A 19,826-nucleotide genomic window follows, 5' to 3' on the forward strand; every position below is an offset into this window, starting at 1 on the left:
AGTCCGGAGCGAAGGCTCCGGACCGCAATCGTTGACCCGCGCCCCACCGGCCACCGACGCGACGGGCGCCTCAAGAACCCCACCGCCACCACCATCAAACACCCCCCCCAAAAAAAATCTTCAAGCCGCCCGAACCCCAATAGCCACAACCCGAGCACTAAACTCCTTCAGCAATTCCTCCCGCTTCCCCGCCACCTTCTCCATCGCCGCCTCCTTTATATGTCCGTAGCCTCTGATTTCTTCGGGCAGGCCTGCTAACGTCACGGCCTTGTCGAGGTTGCCGCGGTTCAATTTCGATAAGATCGCCGTCAGTGTTTCCCGATACTCGCGGATCAGTTCGCGTTCCGCGCGCCTTTCCGCCGTATAGCCGAACGGGTCCAGCCGGGTGCCGCGCAGCCGCCGCATCTTCGCCAGCAGCGCGAACACCTTCAGCATCGCCGGCCCGTAGCTGCGCTTGATCAGATGGCCCTGCGGGTCGCGGCGGGCGAACAGCGGCGGGGCCAGGTGAAAGCGCAGCTTCCAGTCGCCTTCGAACTGTTCGCCGATCTTCTTCACGAACTCGCCGTCCGAGTACAGGCGGGCCACTTCGTACTCGTCCTTGTATGCCATCAGCTTGAAATAGTTGCGCGCCACGGCGATCGCCAGGCGGTTCGTGCCTGTGGCGTCCTGTTCCGCCCGCGCAACCCGGTCCACCAGATCCGTGTACTGCTTCGCGTAGACCTCGTTCTGATATTGCGTCAGGAACGCCTTGCGCACCGCCACCAGCTGCGCCAGTTCACCCGAGGGCTTCTTCAAATCCGTGACCGGGGCCACGCGCGGGCGCTTGATCTCGATAATGTCTTCGGGTGGCGCGATGGGCATGCCGCCGTTGGCCAGCACGCGCATCACATCGGCCATGTCGTGCGCGGCGCGGCGGCCCCACGCGAAGGCAGCCTGGTTGGTGGCGACTTGCTGGCCGTTCAACGCTATCGCCCGCAGCAGCGCCTCTTGGGACAGCGGGATCCAGCCCTTTTGGTAGGCGTAACCCATCATCAGGGGATTGGCGTAGATCGCATCCCCCAACAAGGCAACCGCCATCGCCGCCGCGTCCACGCTATGCAGATTTTCCTTGCCGCAAGCGGTTTGCAGGTCGGCGGTCAGGTGGTCGGCCGGCAGCGTCCAATCGGGGTTGGAGACAAAGGCGGCGGTCGGCGCGTTGTCGCGGTTCAGCAGCACGCGGGTGCGCCCCGGCCGCAGGCGCGCCATGCTGTCCGCGCTGGTGGCAACCACCAGGTCGCCGGCCAGCAGCAAGTCGGCCTCGCCCATGGCGACGCGCGTGTTCATCAAATGGTCGGGCGATTGCGCCAGCACCACATGCGAATACACGGCGCCGCCCTTTTGCGCCAGGCCGGCCATGTCCAGCACCGAACAGCCCTTGCCTTCCAGGTGCGCCGCCATGCCCAGCAATTGGCCGATGGTGACGACGCCCGTGCCGCCAACGCCCGCGATGAAGACGCCATACGGCTGGTCCAGCACGGCCGCGCGCGGCGCGGGTACGCCTTCATCGATGACGCCCTCTTGCGACAGCGCCTTCGGCTTTCTCAACTTGCCGCCTTCCACCGTCACGAAGCTGGGGCAAAAGCCCTTCAGACAGGAGAAGTCTTTATTGCAGCTGGATTGATTGATGGCACGCTTGCGGCCGAATTCGGTTTCCAGCGGTTCGACCGACAGGCAATGGGACTTCTGCGAACAATCACCGCAGCCTTCGCAGACGCGCTCATTGATGACGACGCGGCGTGCCGGATCGGGATAGGCGTTGCGCTTGCGGCGGCGGCGCTTTTCCGTGGCGCAGGTCTGGTCGTAGATCAGCACCGACACGCCCGGATGCTCGCGCAGGTCGCGCATCACCGCGTCGAGTTCGTCACGGTGCATCACCGGCACGCCCGGCGCCAGGTCCGAGACATCGTTGTACTTGTCGGGGTCGTCCGTCACGATGACGATCTTGTCGATGCCTTCGGCGGCCACCTGGCGGCTGATCATCGGCACGCTGATCGGGCCGTCGACAGGCTGGCCGCCCGTCATGGCGACGGCGTCGTTGAACAGGATCTTGTAGGTGATCGGCACCTTGGCCGCCACCGCCGCGCGTATGGCCAGCAAGCCGGAATGGAAGTACGTGCCGTCGCCCAGGTTGGCGAACACGTGCTTTTCCTCGGTGAACGGCGCCTGGCCCACCCACGGCACGCCCTCGCCGCCCATCTGGGTATAGACCTCGGTATTGCGGTCCATCCACCGCACCATGTAATGGCAGCCGATGCCAGCCATGCCGCGCGACCCTTCGGGCAGGCGGGTCGAGGTGTTATGCGGACAGCCCGAACAGAACCAGGGCTTTCGCTCTTCGACGACGCGCGGACGCGCCAGGGCCTGTTCGCGGCCGCCGATGAAGTCCAGCCGGGCCAGGATGCCGGCGCGCACATCCTGGGGCAGTTCAAAGCGCAACAGGCGTGCCGCGATCGCCTTCGCGACCATCGCCGGCGAAAATTCGTAGTGCGCGGGCAACAGCCAATTGCCCTGCGGCACGGACCATTCACCGCCATCCTTGTCGTCGAACTTGCCCGCCACGCGAGGGATCTTCTTGCCGCTGCCGATCCAGCTGAACAGCTCTTCCTTCAACTGGTATTCCAACACCTGGCGCTTTTCCTCGACGACCAGAATCTCGTCCAGGCCTTCGGCGAAGTGCTGCATGCCGGTGGACTCCAGCGGCCAGACCATGCCCACCTTGAACAGGCGCACGCCGATGCGCTGGCAGACGGCGTCGGTCAGCCCCAGGTCCGACAGCGCCTGGCGCGTGTCCAGATAGGCCTTGCCGGAAGTCATGATGCCGAAGCGCGCATCGCGCTGGGGCACGTGCCAGAGTTCGCGGTTGAGCTTGTTGGCGCGGGCGTAGGCCAGCGCGGCGTACAGCTTGTAGTCCAGCAGCCGGGCCTCTTGCTGCAGCGGCGTGTCCGGTATCCGGATGTTCAGGCCGTCGGCCGGCATCAGGAAATCTTCGGGCAGTTGGATGCGCACGCGGTGCGGGTCCACGTCCACCGACGCCGACACTTCCACGATGTCGGTGATGCATTTCATGCCCACCCACACGCCGGCATAGCGGCTCATGGCCCAGCCGTGCAGGCCGAAATCCAGTACCTCCTGGACGCTGGCCGGAAACAGCGCCGGGATCATACAGGCCTTCAGGATATGGTCGCTTTGATGCGGCAGCGTCGAAGACTTGGCCGGATGGTCGTCGCCCGCCACCACCAGCACGCCGCCATGCCGCGACGTGCCCGCCGCATTGGCGTGTTTGAAGACGTCGCCGCAGCGGTCCACGCCCGGGCCCTTGCCGTACCACATGCCGAAGACGCCGTCGTACCTGGCGCCGGGGAACAGGTTGACCTGCTGCGATCCCCAGACGGCGGTGGCGGCCAGGTCTTCGTTGATGCCCGGCTGAAACTCAACATGATGGGCCTTCAGGTACTTGGCCGCCTTCCACATGTTCTGGTCCACGCCGCCCAACGGCGAGCCGCGGTAGCCGGACACGAAGCCCGCCGTGTTCAACCCTGCCCGCGCGTCCCGCACGCGCTGCATCATGGGCAGGCGGACCAGGGCGTGGATGCCGCTCATCCAGGCTCGGCCGGACTCAAGGGTGTATTTGTCGTCCAGTTGGACGGATTCGAGCGCGGCGCGCAAGGCGGGCGACAAGGGGGCATTCATGTCTCGACTCCAAGATCCTGGATGCCCCCACCAGCTTCGCGTTTCGCGCTGCACGCGCCCGCGGGCCAACAAGGGCCGTGAAAGTGAAGTGATGGCGCTTTCGCGCTCTAGGAAGAGCCTGTCAACACCACAAGGCCCGGGTTAGTTGTAACCGGTCGCCCCAAGCCCGGCAAGAGGGCGATGCGATAATGTGCGGCATGGAATTCGCCCCTTGTATCGTCGCCTGGCAACGCCAGCATGGCCGGCATGATCTGCCCTGGCAAAACACGCGTGACCCGTATCGGATCTGGCTGTCCGAGATCATGCTGCAGCAGACGCAGGTGGCCACCGTCATCCCCTATTACGACCGCTTCCTGCAGCGCTTCCCCGACGTGGCCGCGCTGGCCGCCGCCGCGCAGGAAGACGTGATGCCGTACTGGGCCGGGCTGGGCTACTACGCCCGCGCGCGCAACCTGCACCGTTGCGCGCAAGAGATCGCCCGCGATTGGGGCGGCGGCTTCCCGCCCACCGCGCAAACCATCGCCACCCTGCCCGGCATCGGCCGGTCCACGGCGGCGGCCATCGCGGCGTTCGCCTACGGCGAGCGTTCGCCCATCCTGGACGGCAACGTCAAGCGCGTGTTCACCCGCCACTTCGGCATCGCGGGCGATCCCTCCAAACGGGACGTCGAGACGCGGCTATGGGCGCTGGCCGACGCCCAGGTCGAGGCCGCCCCCGACCTGGACATGGCCGCCTACACGCAGGGTCTGATGGATTTGGGCGCCACGTTGTGCACGCGCGGCAAACCGGCTTGCGACAAGTGCCCGGTGGCGCAAACGTGCGTTGCCCGCCGCGAGGGCCGTCAGGCCGAGCTACCCACCCCGAAGGTACGCCGCGCCATCCCGGAACGCGAAACCTGTATGTTGGTGTTGCAGCATCAAGGGGCGTTCCTGCTGCAGCAGCGGCCCGAACCCGGCATCTGGGGCGGGCTGTGGAGCCTGCCCGAATTCGATGTGGCGGGCGACCCCGACACCGCCTCGCGCGCGCTGGGCCTGGAACCCGAACAACGCTTCGAGCTTGCCGCTTTCGCCCACACCTTCACGCACTACCGCCTGCACATCCGGCCGTGGCTGGTGCCGGTGCGCGCGGCCAGCCTGCGCGAAGCGGCATTGCCGGAACGCTGGGTGCATGCGGACAAGCTGGCGTCGATGGCGCTGCCCGCGCCGGTCAAGAAACTGCTGCAAGGGCTGGTCGAGGCCGGGATGCAGGACAGCCTGTTCCCGGCCGGCCCCCGATAACCGCCGCGGCGCCGCGCGGCGGCCATCGCGCCCCTAGTTGGTCATGCGCGGCAGGTTGGCCGCCTTGATGGCGCGGCCCATCTGATCGTAGGTGGTGTCGACCATTTTTGCGTAGTCCTGTCCCGACATCCAGACGGGGTCCACGCCCAGTTGCTTGTAGGTCTGCTGCAAGCGGTCGGAGGCCACGGCCGCCTTGGCCGATTGTTCCAGGCGGGCGCGGACAGCTTCCGGCGTGCCTTTGGGCACCGCCAACCCCAGCCACGAATCGATTTCCACGTTGTAGCCCGCTTCCTTCAGGGTGGGCACCTCCGGGAATTCCGGCCATCGGATCGGACTGGCCGACGCCAACAGGCGCAGGCGGCCTGCCTGGATGTAGCTGGTGACGTCCGACGGATTCTGGACGATGGCATCGACCTGCTTGCCGAGCAATGCCGATACGGTTTCACTGCCCGATTTGTACGACACCTGCTCGAACTTCGCGCCCGTGACGCGGCCCAGATCGAACATGGCCAGGTTGTTGGGCGCGGACGGCGCGCCGAAGAAGATGCCCGGGCCCTGCTTGGCTGCCGCGACCAGATCGGCCACGCTCTTGTACGGCGAGTCCGCGCGCACCACGACCCCATAGCGGTAGCGGCCATAGGCGGCCACGAAATCGAAATCCCGCGCGGCGTAGGGAATGGTCATCAGGTGCGGCATGATGGCAATGGACGACAACGTCACCACGCCCACGTTGTAGCCGTCGGCCGGCTGCTTGGCCACATAGCCGGGGCCGATGGTGCCCAACGCGCCGGGGCGGTTGAAGACCACCACGGCGCGGCCCAGGTCGGCCTCCATCGCGCGGGCCAGTTCGCGGCTGGCAACGTCCGTGTTGCCGCCAGCGCCGTAGTTCACCGTCAGCGTCACCTCCTTGTCGGGCCACGCCTGCGCAGGCGCGGCCGTCATGCTTATCGCGGCAGCGGCCATCGCCGCCAGCATCGATGCTGTTTTCATGTTTGTCTCCTTTGTTTTTTTATGGGTGCGGCATGCTCACGGCATGTAGAAGCCGCCATTGATGTCGAGGATGGCGCCGTTGATGAAGCCCGCCTCTTCCGCGGCCAGGAACACCATCGCCGCGGCCACCTCTTCTGGTGTTCCCAGACGGCGGACGGGAATCTGCGCCGCATAGTTCTCGTTCACCGACGGCGCGGCCTGCTGCGCCATTTCGGTCAGGATGCGCCCCGGCGTGATGGCGTTGGCCGTGATGCCGTGGGGCCCCATCTCGGCGGCGATGGCGCGGGTCAGGCCCAGCACCCCCGCCTTGGACGCCATGTAGCTGCCGCCCGCCACCAGCGACTTGGCGCGGCCCGCCAGCGACGACACATTGACAATGCGCCCAAAGCCCTGCTCGCGCATGCCTGGCAGCACCATCTGGCACAGGCGCAGGATCGACGTCAGGTTCACCTGCAGCACCGATTCCCATTCCTCTGGCGTGATGTCCAGAATGCCGGCGGAATTTCCGTCCGCCTGCTTGGGCGAGATGCCCGCGTTGTTCATCAATACCGACACCGGCCCCCACTGCTCGCGCGCACGGTCCACCACGGCCTGCATGGCCGCGTAGTCGGTCACATCGGCTTGCTCGGTGCGCAGCTGCGCGCAGGGGCCACCCAGCCGTTGCGCGTCCACGCCCTCGCGGCTGACGGCCAGCACGCGATAGCCCTTGGCCAGCAGCAGGCGAGCCACCTCCAGGCCGATGCCGCGGCCCGCGCCGGTGACCAGCGCGACTTTGCTCGGATCCTGTTTCATGCCGATTCCGCCGTGAAGAAGGTGATGGGCGGAAACGCGTTTTCGTCGCACATGACTTCGATCAGTGTCGTCAGTTCGGCGTTGCGCGCGTCGCGCAGCGCGCCGGCCAGGTCCGCCGGCGCTTCGACGCGCACGCCCAGGCAGCCCGCCGCCCGCGCCACCGCGGCATGGTCCACCGGATGGAAATGGACGGCCGACGTATGCGCGCCGAACTTCACGTTTTCGGCGTGCTTCTGGAAGCCCAGGATGCCGTTGTTGATGACGACCAGCGTCACCTTGATGCCCATGCGGCGGGCGGTTTCCAGTTCGGACCACACGTGGCCGAACCCGCCGTCGCCCACCACGCAAACCACGTGCGCGTCCGGCCTGGCCACCTTGGCGCCCATGGCCATCGGAAAGCCCCAGCCCAGCCCGGCCAACCCGCGCGGCGTCAAGAAACGCATCCCGGGCGCCAGCGACGTCAGGTAGTTGGCGATCCAGATCGAGGAGTAGCTGGCGTCGGCGACCACGATGGTGTTTACGTCCACGTCCTGGCGGATTTCCTCCAGCAGCCGTTCGGGGCGGATCGGCTGCTGGTCCGACAAGCGGACGGCGCGCGACGCTTCCCAGGAAGACGCCTTGCCCGACTCGATGGCGGCTTCCAGGCCTGCCCGGCGCGCTTGCGCGGCAGACAGGTCACGGCAGCCCAGTTCACGCGCCAGCGCCAACAGCGTTTCCCGCGCGTCGCCCGCCAAACGCAGCGCTTCGTAGTTACGGCCGATTTCGGCCCCGTCGACATCGATATGGATGTAGCGGGCGTTCCTGGGATACAGCTTCCAGGAATCGGTGGCGTTCTGGTTGGTGCGCGTTCCCACCAGCAGCACGACATCGGCATCGGCGATCAGCGGGCGCAGGTCGCGGCTGGCGCCATTGGGGCCCATGAAATAGCCGACCACGCCCAGCGACAGCGGATGCCGTTCGTCCGTGGCGCCCTTGCCCATGACCGTGGTGCCCACGGGCAGGTGGGCTGCTTCCTGCAAGGCGGCCAGCGCCTGGCTCGCGCCCGATACATGCACGCCGCCGCCGGCCACCACGACCGGCCGCTGCGCGCCGGCCAACAAGTCGGCCGCGGCCTTCACGGCCTCGCTCGCGGCCACCGTGCGGTCCAACGGGAAATGCCCCAGGCTGGCGTGGCGTTGCGACGCCGCGGCCGCCTCGTTCAGCAGATCCGCCGGCAGCATCAAGGCGACGGGGCCCGGGCGGCCCGAGCAGGCGATGGCGAAAGCCTGGTCCACATAGTCCTCGACCCGCGAGGCCTCGGTGACCCGGCGTACCCACTTGGTGCAGGAGGCGAACAGCGCCAGGTGGTCGAATTCCTGAAACGCGTTCTTATCGGTCTGGTCGCGGTTGACGTCCTGGACGAGCGCGATGACGGGGATCGACACCTTCAGCGCTTCGGCCAGCGGGGGCACCAGCAGCGTGGCCGCCGGGCCATTCTGCGCGGTCACGATGGCGGGCTTTCCCGTGATGCGGGCATAGGCGTCGGCCATGTAGCCGCCCGCGTTCTCGCTACGGTAGGCCACCTGGGTCAACCCCAACTCTTCGCAAGCCAGGTGCAGCATGCTGGGCAGGCTCTGACCGAATACGTGGGTCACGCCATGGCGTATCAGCGCCTTCGCGATCAGATGCGCCACGGTGCCGTGATTGTTCAGCCCGGGCGCGCTCAAGGGATGTAGCGTGGACATCTTGTCTCCTGTTTATATTTTATAAAATATATTCCGAAGCCAAAGCGCCGGTCAATTATTTTATTTTTTATAAAATGTAAAGCGTATGCACGGGGACGGTAGAATCGCGCTGCGCGGGCCGCTGCCAGCAGGGCATGACCCGGCCCGGCCGACCAGGAACACAGGATGACCATCAATTTGGCGCCCATGCAGCGGGAAAACATGACCGCCCGCATCTATCGCGAGATCAAGCAGAAGATCATGATGGGCGAGTTGCGCCCGGGCGACACCATCACGCTGCGCTCGATCACCGACACCTTGGGCGTCAGCCAGACGCCCGTGCGCGAAGCGCTGCTTCAACTGGTGTCTGAACGCGCCTTGACGCTCAGCCCGGGCAAGTCGGTCAAAGTGCCCGAGCTGACGGTGGCGCAGCTGCAGGAATTACGCAGCATCCGGCTGGAGCTGGAGTGCTTCGCGGCGCGGCGCGCGGCCCCGCTGGCCACGCCCGCCCTGATCGCCGAACTGCGCGGCATCCACGGCAATCTGATGGCAAGCCGGCAGCAGCAGTTGATGGCGCCGGTGCTGGCGCGCAATTTCGACTTCCACTTCGCGCTGTACTCGGCGGCGCAAATGCCGCACCTGTTGTCGATGATCGAAAACCTGTGGGTCCAGACGGCGTCCTACCTGTCGTACCTGTACACCCCGCCCTTTCCCACCTTGCCCGGCGCGCATCCGCACGAGGGCATCATTGCCGGGCTGGAAGCCGGCGACACGGAAGCCGTGGTGCGCGAAATCCGCCGCGACATCGAAGGCCACGGCGAATTCCTCGTCCGCTATCTGATCGAACACGGACTGGCGAAGTAGTCCGCGCGCGGCGGGTCAGGCCGCCTCTTGCGCCGCCCCGCTCAACAGCATCACCAGTTTCAGGTCCGGATGGGTCGCCAGCCGGAACGTGATCTGCTGGAACGCCAGCTTGCCGTCCCGGGGATGCTGGAATTCACGCAGGCCGCCCTCGCGTTCCACCACGGCGTGGCGCGTCCACCAATGGGCGAACACGGGGCTCTGGCGGCTTAGCGTATCCAGCAGCGCCAGTACCGCCGGCTCATCCAGGTGCGCGCCGGCATCCGCGCGGAATTCCGCCACGACGCGGCGCGCGCGCTGGTCCCAGTCCACCACCAGTTCGCGGGCGGCCGGGTCCATGAAAATGTAGCGCAGCAAGTTCGGCTCGTGATCCCGGGTGGGCCAATCGTCGAACAGGTCGCGCAGCGGCTCGTTGTAGGCCAGCACATTCCAGGCGCGGTCCAGCACATAGGCCGGCGCGCCGATGGCGTTCACGCATTCCTGCAATGGCCCGGGCGCCGCGCCCGCGTCGTCGCGCGCATGTTGCGGATCCGCGCAGTCGGCCAGGTCGAACAAGTAGGCCCGTTCCGCGCGCGCCAGTTGCAGCACGCCCGCGATGCGCGACCAGACCGAGGGCGATACCGAGACTTCCCGCCCCTGCTCGATCCAGGTGTACCAGGTGACGCTGATGCCACACAGCTGCGCGACTTCCTCGCGGCGCAGACCGGGCGTGCGGCGGCGCATGCCCTCGGGCAGTCCGGCCATCTGGGGCGTGATGCGGGAGCGGGCGCTGCGGACGAATTCGCCCAGCGCCTGCCGGCGCAACGGGGAACCGTCCTGATGGGCGGCGCTGCCAAGGGGGGAAGTAGTCATACCAGGATAAACAATGGTCTTGTACGTGTATACGGGTCCGCCTATCTTAGCGCCTGCATCTGCTTTTCCGCAGCCGCCCTTAAGGATTCCCATGACCGCCAGTACGCACGACGCCGCCGTCGACCGCCAATTCAGCCCCCGCGCCACCGCCTACCTGACCAGCGCCGTCCACGCCCAGGGTGAAGACCTGCTGCAGATGGCCGGCATTGCCCGCCAGCATCCCGATGCGCGCGTGCTGGACCTGGGCTGTGGCGGCGGGCACGTCAGCTTTCATGTCGCACCGGAAGCCCGGCACGTCACGGCGTATGACCTGTCTCAGCAGATGCTGGACGTGGTGGCGGCCGAAGCCGCCAAGCGCGGGCTGGCCAACCTGACGACCTGTCAGGGCAAGGCCGAATACCTGCCGTTCGGCGACGGCGAATTCGACCTGGTGATGTCGCGCTATTCCACCCACCATTGGCAAGACGCCGGGCGTGGCCTGCGCGAGGCCTTCCGCGTGCTCAAACCGGGTGGCATCGCCGTGTTCGCCGACGTGGTGTCGCCGGGCGAGCCGCTGCTGGATACCTGGCTGCAAACCATCGAAGTGCTGCGCGACACGTCTCACGTGCGGGATTACTCGGTGGCCGAGTGGACGCGCATGCTGACCGAGGCCGGCTTCACCCTGCAAGGGCTGTCGCCGCGCCGCCTGCCGCTGCAGTTCCAGACCTGGGTCACGCGCATGCGCACGCCGGACACGCTGGTGGCGGCATTGCGCCACATGTTCTCCATCGCGCCGGATGTGGTGCGCACGCACTTCGACGTGCAGGAAGACGGCTCTTTCACCAGCGATACGGCGACGATCGTGGTGAAGAAGCCGGGCTGAGCAGCAAGTCGGGCTGAACAGACAGGCAGAAAGGCCTGACCGTTCCAGCCCCCTTGTATCAGCGGCCCGCGGACGGCGCCCACGCCGCCAGCGCGCCGGCCACGCCCAAGCTGCGCAGGGATTGCGCCGCCTGCGCCACGGCGCGCACGAAACGCGGGTCCTGCCCCAAGTCCCCGAAGACCGGCGCCAGCCCCGTCCACGCTTCCGTCCACGCCAACATCGCCGCCGGCCCCGCGCCGGACCGTTCGGCCGCCGCTTCCGCCAACGCATGCTGGCGCGCCAGCACGGCGGCCATGGGGTCCTGGATGTCGTAGCGGCGTCCGGCCTGGTCGACGCCCCGCAAGAAGTGCAACCATGCCGCCACGGCCAGCGCCAGGCCAGGGATAGGCTGATCCGCCGCCAGCCGCGCGCGCACGGTGTCCAGCAGCCGCTGCGGCAGTTTTTGCGAGCCGTCCATCGCAATCTGACGGGTCTGGTGCTTAAGCGCCGGGTTCTCGTACCGTTCCAGCAAGCGCGCCTGATATTGCGCCAGGTCCAGGCCGGGCAAGGCGGGCAAGGTCGGCACGATCTCGTCCTGCAACAGCGCCGCCAGATAGGCTTTCAGCGCCGGTTGCGCCATCGCCTGGTCCACGGTGGCCCAGCCGGCCATCACCGACAGATAGGCCAGCGCCGAATGCGCGCCATTGACCGTGCGCAACTTCAGGGTCTCAAAGGGCGCGGCCTCGGCCACGAAGCGCGCGCCGCCTGCCGTCCAGTCCGGCCTGCCCGCGGCGAAGCGGTCTTCCACCACCCATTCCAGATAGGGTTCGGCCAGCACCGGCCAGGCGTCATGCAAGCCCAGCGCGCCAGCGACGCCGCGCCGGTCTTCGTCCGTCGTGCGGGGCACGATGCGATCCACCATCGAGCAGGGAAAGGCGCAGGACGATGCGATCCATGCCGCCAATGCGCGATCGACCTGCTCTGCGAATGCCAGCACCATGCCTCGCAACAGGTGGCCATTGCTGGGCAGGTTGTCCAGCGACATCAAGGTGACGGGGCCGCGCCCCGCCGCCCGCCGCTGCTGCAAGCCCCACACCAGGAAACCGATGGTGCTGCGCGGCGCCAAAGGCTGGCCCAGGTCGTGCACGATGTCGGGATGCCCCAGGTTGAGTTGGCCGCTGGCGGGATCGTGGCAATAGCCTTTTTCGGTGACGGTGACGCTGACAATGCGCGTATCCGCATGCGCAATGCGCGCCAGCACGGCCTGCGGGTCTTCCGGCGCGACAAGCGTTTCCAGCAGGCAGCCGATGACCGCGAGCTGCTGGCGCGGCGTGCCCTGCCCGTCGGCGCTGCGCAAGGCCAAGGCGTACAGACCGTCCTGCGGCGCCAGCGCATCGCGCGTATCGGCCTGGCGCAACGACACGCCGCATATGCCCCAGACGGGGTCCGCGCCCGCATGCAGCGCGGCCTCGTTGACGGCGGCCAGGTGGGCGCGTGCGAACGCGCCCAGGCCCAGATGGACGATGCCCAGACGCAGGCCGGCCCGCGCATAGCCGGGCCGCGCCACGGCGTGCGGCAGCGCATCCAGGCGCCGGGCCGACAAGCGCGTCGCGCCGGCCGCTACCAGTTCCATAGCGTTCCGTCCTGCTGCAAACGGTTGACGGGCAAATAGGCGCGCTTGTACGGATACTTGGCGGCCAGCTTCTCGTCGATGTCGACGCCGTGGCCGGGCACGTCGCCCGGATACAGCATGCCCTGGTCAAACGTATACGCATGCGGGAAGACCGCGTCCGTCTCGTCCGTGTGGCGCATGTATTCCTGGATGCCGAAGTTGGGCACCCACAGGTCGAAGTGCAGGGCCGCGCCCATGCAGACCGGCGACAGGTCGGTGGCGCCGTGGCAGCCCGTGCGCACCTGATACAGCGAGGCCAGGTCCGCGATGCGGCGCAGGTGCGTGATGCCGCCCGCATGCACCACGGTGGTCCGGATGTAGTCGATCAGCTGGTTCTGCACCAGGTCCTTGCAGTCCCAGATCGAATTGAAGATCTCGCCCACGGCCAGCGGCGTGGTGGTGTGCTGGCGGATCAGACGGAACGCATCCTGGTTCTCGGCCGGCGTCGCGTCCTCCATCCAGAACAGGTTGTAGGGTTCCAGCGATTTGCCCAGGCGGCCGGCTTCGATCGGCGTCAGGCGATGGTGCACGTCGTGCAGCAGGTGATGGTCGAACCCCAGCTTCTCGCGGATGCGCTCGAATAGTTTCGGCGCGTGGCGCAGGTACTTTTCGGTGGACCAGTCATGCTCGCTGGGCAGGTCGGCGTCGGCGGGTTCATAGAACAGGTTGCCGCGACCCACGCCGTAGACCTTGTCCAGGCCCGGCACGCCGCTTTGCGCGCGGATGGCGCGGTAGCCCATGTCGGCATAGCGCAGCACTTCGTCGACCGTGTGCTCGATGTCCGAGCCGTTGGCGTGGCCGTAGACCATCACGCCGCTGCGGCTCTTGCCGCCCAGCAGCTGATACAGCGGCAGGCCGGCCGCCTTGGCCTTCAAATCCCACAGCGCCGTATCCACGGCGGCGATGGCGGTCATGGTGACCGGCCCGCGGCGCCAGTACGCACCCTTGTACAGGTACTGCCAGATGTCTTCGATCTGATGCGCATCGCGCCCGATCAGGCAGGGAATCACATGCTCGGTCAGGTACGCCGACACGGCCAGTTCGCGCCCGTTCAGGGTCGCGTCGCCAATGCCGGTCAAACCCTGGTCGGTTTCGATTTTCAGGGTCACGAAATTGCGGCCCGGCGAACAAACAATCACGCGTGCGTTCGTAATTTTCATTTCTTGGTTTCCGTAAAGACGGGAAAAGGCCCTAGCCTTCCCAGCCCAAATGGCTGAGAAAGTCGCGGGTGCGGGCGACTTGCGGGTTGTCGAAAATCTGCGTGGGCGGGCCTTGCTCCAGGATGGCGCCGTTCTCGAACACCACCACCCAATTGGCCACGCGCCGCGCAAAACTCATCTCGTGGGTCACGACGATCATCGTCATGCCTTCCTGCGCCAGCTTCTTCATCACGTTCAGCACTTCGCCCACCGTTTCCGGGTCCAGCGCCGACGTGGGTTCATCGAACAACATCACTTCGGGTTCCATCGCCAACGCGCGCGCTATGGCCACGCGTTGCTGCTGGCCGCCGGACAGATTGGCGGGAAAATTTCCCGCCTTGGAGGCCAGGCCCACCTTCTCCAGCAATGCCATCGCCCGGGCCCGGGCGGCGTCGGGCGTCATGCCCAGCACCGTGATCGGCCCCATCGCCACGTTATCCAGCGCGGACTTGTGCGGGAAGAGTTCGAAGCTCTGGAACACCATGCCCATGCGCTGGCGCACGCGACGCACGTCGGATTCGGATTCCGGCAGCGCCACGCCGTCCAGCAGCACGCGGCCGCCGTCCAGCTTTTCCAGCGCGTTGGTGCAACGCAGAAGCGTGGATTTTCCGGAACCGGACGGGCCGATCAGGCACATCACCTCGCCCTTGTTCACTTGCAGCGACACATCGGCAAGCGCCACGAAATCGCCGTAGACCTTGCGCACGTGTTCATAGACCAGCACGGGCGGCTGGTCCGCGCCCTTGCGCCCGGCCAACGCGGCATGCGCCGCTGTTGGCTCCTGCTCCAGGATCATGTCGTTCATTCCTTGACTCCGTATTTGCGATGGATCCAGTCGACCAGCTTGGCCTGGGGATATCCCATCAGCCAATAGATCACCGCCATCGCGGTCAGCATTTCCAGCACGCGGAAGCTCTGCGCGCGCACCTGCATCGAGGCATAGGCCAATTCGCTTACCGCGATCACCGACACCAGCGACGTATCTTTGAACAGCGAGATCCAGGTGCTGGCCAGCACCGGCAGGATGCGGCGCCCCGCCTGCGGGATCAGCACCTTGAACATGGCCTGGCGGCGCGACATGCCCATCGCCAGCGCGGCCTCCATCTGGCCCTTGCGGATCGAATTGATGCCGGCGCGAAAGGTCTCGGAGTTGTAGGCCGACACGTTCAGCACCAGCGCCACCAGCGCGGTGGTGACGGCAGAGAACTGCACGTCCAGCGCCATCGGCATCACGTAGAAGGCCCAATAGATCACCAGGATCAGCGGCAGATTCCGGAAGAACTCCACGATGGCGACGGCCACCCCGTTGGCGACGCGGTTCGACGACAGGCGCATCAGCGCAAGCACGATGCCGCCGGGCACGGCAAGCGCCATCGTCACCACCGTCAACATGATGGTCATCGCGGCGCCTTGCAGCAGGGCATCGCGCGAATTCCAGATGATTCCCCAGTCCAGATTCATGAGCGCCCCAGGTGTGCGTAGCGTTGATACAGCCGGTCCACGCCGCGCGTGACCGGGAACAAGATCACGAAGTACGCCACGATGACGGCCGTGAAAACTTCGATGGGCCGGTAGCTCTGCCCCGCGATGGTCTCGGCTTTGTGCATCAGTTCAGGCACCGCGATCACGGTGGCGATCGCCGTGTCCTTGATGGCCAGCGTCAGCACCGAACCGAAGGCCGGCAACATGCGGATAGTGGCTTGCGGCAGGATGATCTTGCGCAGCGCCTGGGCGCGCGACATGCCCAACGCCAGGCCGGCGCGCATCTGGCCGGGCCGCACCGACTCGATGCCCGCGCGGATCACCTCGGCCGAATAGGCCGCGATATGCAGGGTCAGCGCCACCAGGGCCGCCCAGAAAGGCGCGAAGTTGATGCCGGCCAGCAGCGGGAACGCGAAGTAGATCCAGACCAGCACCACCAGCACGGGGATGGCGCGCATGCTGTCGATATAGAACACCAGCAGCACCCGCAGCCAGCGCGGCCCGTACAGGCGCAGCAGCGCGATCACCAGGCCCAGCAGGATGCTGGACACCGCGGTGATGGCACTGAGCGCCACGGTGATGCCGAGGCCGCCGGCGAAGAATCGCCAGTTCTCGACAAGGGGGGAAAAATCAAAATCCATGGTGTCTCCGTGAAACTAGACGGCCGACGGCGACGCGCGCGTCAGAACGTCACCATCACTTTCATGGCCTGATGGCGGTCGGCCGCCAGCGCGAATGCGTCATGCACGCGGGCTACCGGCACCGCCGCCGTCAACAATGGCGACACGTCCAGCAGCCCACGGCTCAGGTAGTCCACGGCCCAGGCGTATTCGTCCACGAAACGGAAGCTGCCGATGACCGACAAGCTCTTGACCATGATCTGGTTGAACGGACATTGCTCGCTGCTGCCGCTAAGCGTGCCCACCGTCACGATGACGCCGCGCGGACGCGTCACGCGGATGCAATTGGCCAGGCCGGCATAGTTGCCGGACGCCTCGAAGCAGACGTCGACCGACCCCTTGCCCGCCGCCAGTTCCTCGACTGCGCCCGGATCGCGGGCAACGTTGATGGTGCGCGTGGCGCCCACCCGCACGCAGGTGGCCAGCGTCTCGTCGACGATGTCCACCACGATCACCCGGCCGGCTCCCGCCAGACGCGCCGCCATCAGAATCAACGCGCCGATCGGCCCGGCTCCCACCACCATGACCGTCTTGCCCAGCAGCGTCCCCGCGCTACGCACGGCGTGCAGCGCCACGGCCAGCGGCTCGCCGAATGCGGCGAGTTCGAACGACAGGCTGTCGGGCACCGGCAGGCATTGCTTTTCCTGCACCACCACCTGTTCGCGCATCGCGCCCTGCATGTGCGGATAGCGGCTGGCGCTACCGAAGAAGAACACCGACTCGCAGTGGTTGGAATCGCCCTGGCGGCAATAGCGGCAGACCCCGCAGGTACGCGCCGGATCCAGCGCCACGCGGTCGCCCGGCTTGACGGCGGTGACGGCCGCGCCAACCTCCAGCACCTGGCCCGACGCTTCGTGCCCCGGCGTCAGCGGTTCGCGGATGACGAAATCGCCCACTTTGCCGTGCCGGTAGTAGTGCAGGTCCGAGCCGCAGATGCCCACGGCCTTGACCCCCACCCGCACTTGCGTGGGGCCCAGGGCCTCGGGCTGCTGTTCGTCCAGGCGCAGGTCCTGGGCGCCATGAATCGCGCAATTCAACATGATGGCCGCCTTATTTCAGGGTTTGCGTCATGCGGCGCTCTTCCGCCGCCAGTTCGGGATGCATGCGCGCTTCCACTTTGCGCAGCCAGTCCAGGTAGACGGCCTGATCCTTGGCCACGCCCATGCCCGCGTCGATCGCGAAGATCTTGCTGTCCTGGCAGTCGTTTTCCTTCGGGAATACCGCCAGGCCCTTGACCTTCTTGCTGATGTTGGGCCACAGCATGCGGTTCAGCGGCGCCACGTCCGAACGGCCGGCCAGCACTTCCTCGATGGGCGCGACCGATCCCGAATTCGTCACGCCGCGCAGCTTGGCATTGGGGAAGTTCTGCAGCACCAGCGGTTCTTCGCCCGCGCCCGAGAAGTAGGCCATCGTGATGCCGGGCTGGTTGAAGTCCTCGACCTTGGTGGCGTTGGTGAATTTCGGATTCGACGCCAGCCCGAACATGCAGACGCTGGTGTTGGAAAAGGTCACGAAATCGATGATCTTGGCGCGCTCGGCGTTCTGGTTCAGCGGGCCGATCATGATGTCCATCTGGTTGGCGATCAGCGCAGGCACCTTGGTCTCATGGCTGACCTGCACGGGCACGATCTTCACCTCCAGCAAGCGCGCGAATTCCTTGCCCAGCAGCCACGAAGACCCCATCCACGGTTCGCCCGAACCGGTCGTGTTCTGCACCAGCCAGGGCGGGTTGTTGACCACGCCGACCCGCAGCACGCCCGCCTTGCGGATCGCGTCGATGCGGGGGCTTTCGCCGGGCGCGGGCGGCGTCTGCGCGTGCGCCGCGGCCGTGCCCGCCAGCATCGCGGCGGACAGGAACAGGCGGGCGGCGGTCAGGCGCGAGGGAAATCGGGGTTGCATGCAAAGTCTCCTAGAGGGCGCCCGGACGTCCGCCGCACGAAGGCGGCGCGCCGGGTACCGGCGTGTTGACGCACCGGCGGAATCGCCAGATCTGCACGCGCCGGGCGCGTGCCGGTTGAAAAGGGGAATGGCCGGACGGCCTACGGGGTCTGTTCGATGATGCGCATTTCGTCCGCATCCAGCGCGGGCTTCATCGTCGCCGCCACCTGCCGCAGCCAGGCCAGGTAGCCGGGTTGGTTCTTGTCGATCGCCAGCCCCACCGGCGAGGCCTTTTCGGTGCTCTGCTGGCAATTGGCTTCGGCGGGAAACACCACCAGGCCTCGCACCTTGCGGTTCAGCCCCACCCACGGCACGCGGTTGATCGGCGCCGCGTCGGCGCGCTTGGCCATGATCTCTTCGATGGGCGCGGTGGCGCCAGAGTTGGCGACGGCGCGCAGCCGCGCCTTGGGAAAGCGTTCTTTCACCCAGGCCTCTTCGGCGCCGCCGGTGAAGTACGCGATCGTGACGTCCGGCTGGTTCAGGTCTTCAACCGTCTTGGCGCGGGTCAGTTTGTCGTTGCCGGCGCGGCCGAACATGCAGACGCTGGTGGCGGAATACAGCACGAAATCCACCACTTTCAGGCGCTCGGTCGTCTCGGCCAGCGGGCTGATGGTCATATCGACTTGATTGGCGGCCAGCACGGGCACTTTGGTTTCGTGCGAAACGGGCACCGCGGTCAGTTTGACGCCCAGTTGGTGCGCGTATTCCTTGGCCAGCAGCCAGGCCGGACCGCTCCAGGCCTCGCCGCTTTTGCCCGACAAGTCCTGGATCAGCCAGGGCGCGTTCTGCAGGACGCCGACCCGCAGTTCGCCCGCCTTGCGGATGGCGTCGACGCGCGGGCTTTGCCCTGCCGCCGGCGGGCTGGCCGCCGCCGCACCGCTTTGCGCGGCCGCCGGCAATGACATCGCCAGCATCGCGGCCGCCATCCATCGGGCCCACGCGCGGCTTGCCTTGTTCTGTTGCTGCATTGCTTGTCTCCTGAACTTGAAAAGCCCGGATCCGGGGCGCGGTTATCTTCCTCGCTCTACCGGGGGCAGCCTGCCTGTCCGCCTTGCGCTACGGGGTCAACGCCACCCCTGCGCGAATTCGCCGATCACGCGCTCAAGGTGAGCGCGCATCGCTTGCCGCGCCGCCTGCGCGTCGCCGGCCACCAGCGCGCTGAAGATGCGCTGATGGTCTTCCTGCGACGCGTGCCGCAACTCCTGCGTATGAAAATGCTGTTCGATCTTTTCCCAGATCGGCCCCTGGGCCTGATCCCACATCGACGTCACCGTGGCCAGCAGCACGCTGTTGCCCGTGGACTGCGCGATGTACAGGTGGAAGCGGCGGTCGGCTTCTTCATTGGCCGCCTTGTCCATCATCTGCTCGCGCATTGTCGTCAGCGCTTCAAAAATGCGGTCCAGATCCGCGTCGTTGCGGGTCGTGGCGGCAAGCGCGGCGATTTCGGATTCGATCAGGCAACGCGCCCGCAACAACTCGAACGGCCCCGCCCCGGCTTCCTGAGCCGCCGGCAAACGGGCAATGCCGGGCTTGGGCTCACAGACGTAGATGCCCGATCCGCCCCGGACTTCCACCACCCCCTGCAGTTCCAGCGCGATGATGGCTTCGCGCAGCGCGGTGCGGCTGACGTCAAAGCGTTCGGCCAGCGCGCGTTCAGCCGGCAAACGCTTGCCAACGGCGAACTCGCCTTGCGAGACCAGGGCCTGGATCTGTGCGGCCAGCCGCACATAGGCGCGGTCCGCCACCGGCTTGCTGGCCGGCTCTTCGGGTTTGGGGATCAGTTGAAGTGTCATGGATATCAAAAGTGGTT

The 19,826-nt window shown here is 66.5% G+C and carries 17 protein-coding genes; 3 read left to right on the plus strand and 14 right to left on the minus strand.

Annotation, left to right across the window (positions count from 1 at the left end):
- Positions 1–120 precede the first annotated feature (120 nt).
- The gene (locus tag CQ050_RS24650) at positions 121–3,729 is read right to left on the minus strand and encodes an indolepyruvate ferredoxin oxidoreductase family protein (RefSeq protein ID WP_105559443.1); all 3,609 of its coding nucleotides are present in this window, start codon (positions 3,727–3,729) and stop codon (positions 121–123) included.
- Between the two features lie 188 nt (positions 3,730–3,917).
- Between CQ050_RS24650 and mutY the strand changes: the two genes are divergently transcribed.
- Entirely contained in the window at positions 3,918–5,006 is a 1,089-nt protein-coding gene (gene mutY, locus CQ050_RS24655; RefSeq protein WP_105559444.1) for an A/G-specific adenine glycosylase, read from the plus strand.
- A gap of 33 nt (positions 5,007–5,039) precedes the next feature.
- Here mutY and CQ050_RS24660 read toward each other — a convergent pair whose 3' ends face one another.
- The 3 genes from CQ050_RS24660 to CQ050_RS24670 are packed head-to-tail and all read right to left on the minus strand — an operon-like array spanning position 5,040 to position 8,512.
- The gene (locus CQ050_RS24660; RefSeq protein WP_105559445.1) at positions 5,040–5,996 is read right to left on the minus strand and encodes a tripartite tricarboxylate transporter substrate binding protein; all 957 of its coding nucleotides are present in this window, start codon (positions 5,994–5,996) and stop codon (positions 5,040–5,042) included.
- 36 nt (positions 5,997–6,032) lie between these two features.
- Positions 6,033–6,788 (minus strand): 3-oxoacyl-ACP reductase, encoded by a 756-nt coding sequence (locus tag CQ050_RS24665; RefSeq protein ID WP_105559446.1) that lies wholly within the window; start codon positions 6,786–6,788, stop codon positions 6,033–6,035.
- Positions 6,785–8,512, minus strand: coding sequence for an acetolactate synthase catalytic subunit (locus tag CQ050_RS24670; RefSeq protein WP_105559447.1), 1,728 nt, complete (start codon positions 8,510–8,512; stop codon positions 6,785–6,787). Before CQ050_RS24670 ends, CQ050_RS24665 begins: the two co-directional genes overlap by 4 nt.
- A gap of 165 nt (positions 8,513–8,677) precedes the next feature.
- Between CQ050_RS24670 and CQ050_RS24675 the strand changes: the two genes are divergently transcribed.
- Positions 8,678–9,355 carry a GntR family transcriptional regulator gene (locus CQ050_RS24675; protein ID WP_105559448.1) on the plus strand — a complete coding sequence of 226 codons (678 nt, stop codon included), beginning with the start codon at positions 8,678–8,680 and terminating at the stop codon, positions 9,353–9,355.
- A 15-nt stretch (positions 9,356–9,370) separates the two neighbouring features.
- On the opposite strand, the gene CQ050_RS24680 is transcribed toward CQ050_RS24675, so the two are convergent.
- Positions 9,371–10,204, minus strand: coding sequence for a helix-turn-helix transcriptional regulator (locus CQ050_RS24680; RefSeq protein WP_105559449.1), 834 nt, complete (start codon positions 10,202–10,204; stop codon positions 9,371–9,373).
- 91 nt (positions 10,205–10,295) lie between these two features.
- On the opposite strand from CQ050_RS24680, the gene CQ050_RS24685 reads away from it, so the two are divergent.
- Positions 10,296–11,066, plus strand: coding sequence for a class I SAM-dependent methyltransferase (locus tag CQ050_RS24685; RefSeq protein ID WP_105559450.1), 771 nt, complete (start codon positions 10,296–10,298; stop codon positions 11,064–11,066).
- Positions 11,067–11,124: 58 nt separating this feature from the next.
- Here the strand turns inward: CQ050_RS24685 and CQ050_RS24690 are convergent, their stop codons facing one another.
- The 9 genes from CQ050_RS24690 to CQ050_RS24730 form a co-directional block, all read right to left on the minus strand.
- Positions 11,125–12,678: a mannitol dehydrogenase family protein gene (locus tag CQ050_RS24690; RefSeq protein WP_105559451.1), complete on the minus strand. Its 1,554-nt coding sequence runs from the start codon at positions 12,676–12,678 to the stop codon at positions 11,125–11,127.
- Positions 12,666–13,877, minus strand: coding sequence for a D-mannonate dehydratase ManD (gene manD, locus CQ050_RS24695; protein ID WP_105559452.1), 1,212 nt, complete (start codon positions 13,875–13,877; stop codon positions 12,666–12,668). Before manD ends, CQ050_RS24690 begins: the two co-directional genes overlap by 13 nt.
- A gap of 31 nt (positions 13,878–13,908) precedes the next feature.
- Positions 13,909–14,721 carry an amino acid ABC transporter ATP-binding protein gene (locus tag CQ050_RS24700; protein WP_105559453.1) on the minus strand — a complete coding sequence of 271 codons (813 nt, stop codon included), beginning with the start codon at positions 14,719–14,721 and terminating at the stop codon, positions 13,909–13,911.
- Positions 14,718–15,377: an amino acid ABC transporter permease gene (locus CQ050_RS24705; protein WP_105559454.1), complete on the minus strand. Its 660-nt coding sequence runs from the start codon at positions 15,375–15,377 to the stop codon at positions 14,718–14,720. The genes CQ050_RS24700 and CQ050_RS24705 overlap by 4 nt, the downstream gene beginning before the upstream one ends.
- The gene (locus CQ050_RS24710) at positions 15,374–16,039 is read right to left on the minus strand and encodes an amino acid ABC transporter permease (protein ID WP_105559455.1); all 666 of its coding nucleotides are present in this window, start codon (positions 16,037–16,039) and stop codon (positions 15,374–15,376) included. The genes CQ050_RS24705 and CQ050_RS24710 overlap by 4 nt, the downstream gene beginning before the upstream one ends.
- Positions 16,040–16,080: 41 nt before the next feature.
- Positions 16,081–17,118 carry an L-idonate 5-dehydrogenase gene (locus tag CQ050_RS24715; protein WP_105559456.1) on the minus strand — a complete coding sequence of 346 codons (1,038 nt, stop codon included), beginning with the start codon at positions 17,116–17,118 and terminating at the stop codon, positions 16,081–16,083.
- Between the two features lie 10 nt (positions 17,119–17,128).
- The gene (locus tag CQ050_RS24720) at positions 17,129–17,977 is read right to left on the minus strand and encodes a transporter substrate-binding domain-containing protein (protein ID WP_105559457.1); all 849 of its coding nucleotides are present in this window, start codon (positions 17,975–17,977) and stop codon (positions 17,129–17,131) included.
- A gap of 140 nt (positions 17,978–18,117) precedes the next feature.
- Positions 18,118–18,984 (minus strand): ABC transporter substrate-binding protein, encoded by an 867-nt coding sequence (locus CQ050_RS24725; protein WP_105559458.1) that lies wholly within the window; start codon positions 18,982–18,984, stop codon positions 18,118–18,120.
- 96 nt (positions 18,985–19,080) lie between these two features.
- On the minus strand, positions 19,081–19,809 hold the full coding sequence (locus tag CQ050_RS24730) for a FadR/GntR family transcriptional regulator (RefSeq protein WP_105559459.1): 729 nt from the start codon (positions 19,807–19,809) through the stop codon (positions 19,081–19,083).
- Between the last annotated feature and the right edge of the window lie 17 nt (positions 19,810–19,826).

The sequence above is a fragment of the Achromobacter sp. MYb9 genome (assembly GCF_002975275.1).
GTDB lineage: Bacteria > Pseudomonadota > Gammaproteobacteria > Burkholderiales > Burkholderiaceae_B > Achromobacter.

Excerpts from the sequence above, each read along its gene's own strand:
- CQ050_RS24650 (WP_105559443.1), bottom strand. The coding sequence starts at position 3,729 with ATGAATGCCCCCTTGTCGCCCGCCTTGCGCGCCGCGCTCGAATCCGTC.
- mutY (WP_105559444.1), top strand. The coding sequence starts at position 3,918 with ATGTGCGGCATGGAATTCGCCCCTTGTATCGTCGCCTGGCAACGCCAG.
- CQ050_RS24660 (WP_105559445.1), bottom strand. The coding sequence starts at position 5,996 with ATGAAAACAGCATCGATGCTGGCGGCGATGGCCGCTGCCGCGATAAGC.
- CQ050_RS24665 (WP_105559446.1), bottom strand. The coding sequence starts at position 6,788 with ATGAAACAGGATCCGAGCAAAGTCGCGCTGGTCACCGGCGCGGGCCGC.
- CQ050_RS24670 (WP_105559447.1), bottom strand. The coding sequence starts at position 8,512 with ATGTCCACGCTACATCCCTTGAGCGCGCCCGGGCTGAACAATCACGGC.
- CQ050_RS24675 (WP_105559448.1), top strand. The coding sequence starts at position 8,678 with ATGACCATCAATTTGGCGCCCATGCAGCGGGAAAACATGACCGCCCGC.
- CQ050_RS24680 (WP_105559449.1), bottom strand. The coding sequence starts at position 10,204 with ATGACTACTTCCCCCCTTGGCAGCGCCGCCCATCAGGACGGTTCCCCG.
- CQ050_RS24685 (WP_105559450.1), top strand. The coding sequence starts at position 10,296 with ATGACCGCCAGTACGCACGACGCCGCCGTCGACCGCCAATTCAGCCCC.
- CQ050_RS24690 (WP_105559451.1), bottom strand. The coding sequence starts at position 12,678 with ATGGAACTGGTAGCGGCCGGCGCGACGCGCTTGTCGGCCCGGCGCCTG.
- manD (WP_105559452.1), bottom strand. The coding sequence starts at position 13,877 with ATGAAAATTACGAACGCACGCGTGATTGTTTGTTCGCCGGGCCGCAAT.
- CQ050_RS24700 (WP_105559453.1), bottom strand. The coding sequence starts at position 14,721 with ATGAACGACATGATCCTGGAGCAGGAGCCAACAGCGGCGCATGCCGCG.
- CQ050_RS24705 (WP_105559454.1), bottom strand. The coding sequence starts at position 15,377 with ATGAATCTGGACTGGGGAATCATCTGGAATTCGCGCGATGCCCTGCTG.
- CQ050_RS24710 (WP_105559455.1), bottom strand. The coding sequence starts at position 16,039 with ATGGATTTTGATTTTTCCCCCCTTGTCGAGAACTGGCGATTCTTCGCC.
- CQ050_RS24715 (WP_105559456.1), bottom strand. The coding sequence starts at position 17,118 with ATGTTGAATTGCGCGATTCATGGCGCCCAGGACCTGCGCCTGGACGAA.
- CQ050_RS24720 (WP_105559457.1), bottom strand. The coding sequence starts at position 17,977 with ATGCAACCCCGATTTCCCTCGCGCCTGACCGCCGCCCGCCTGTTCCTG.
- CQ050_RS24725 (WP_105559458.1), bottom strand. The coding sequence starts at position 18,984 with ATGCAGCAACAGAACAAGGCAAGCCGCGCGTGGGCCCGATGGATGGCG.
- CQ050_RS24730 (WP_105559459.1), bottom strand. The coding sequence starts at position 19,809 with ATGACACTTCAACTGATCCCCAAACCCGAAGAGCCGGCCAGCAAGCCG.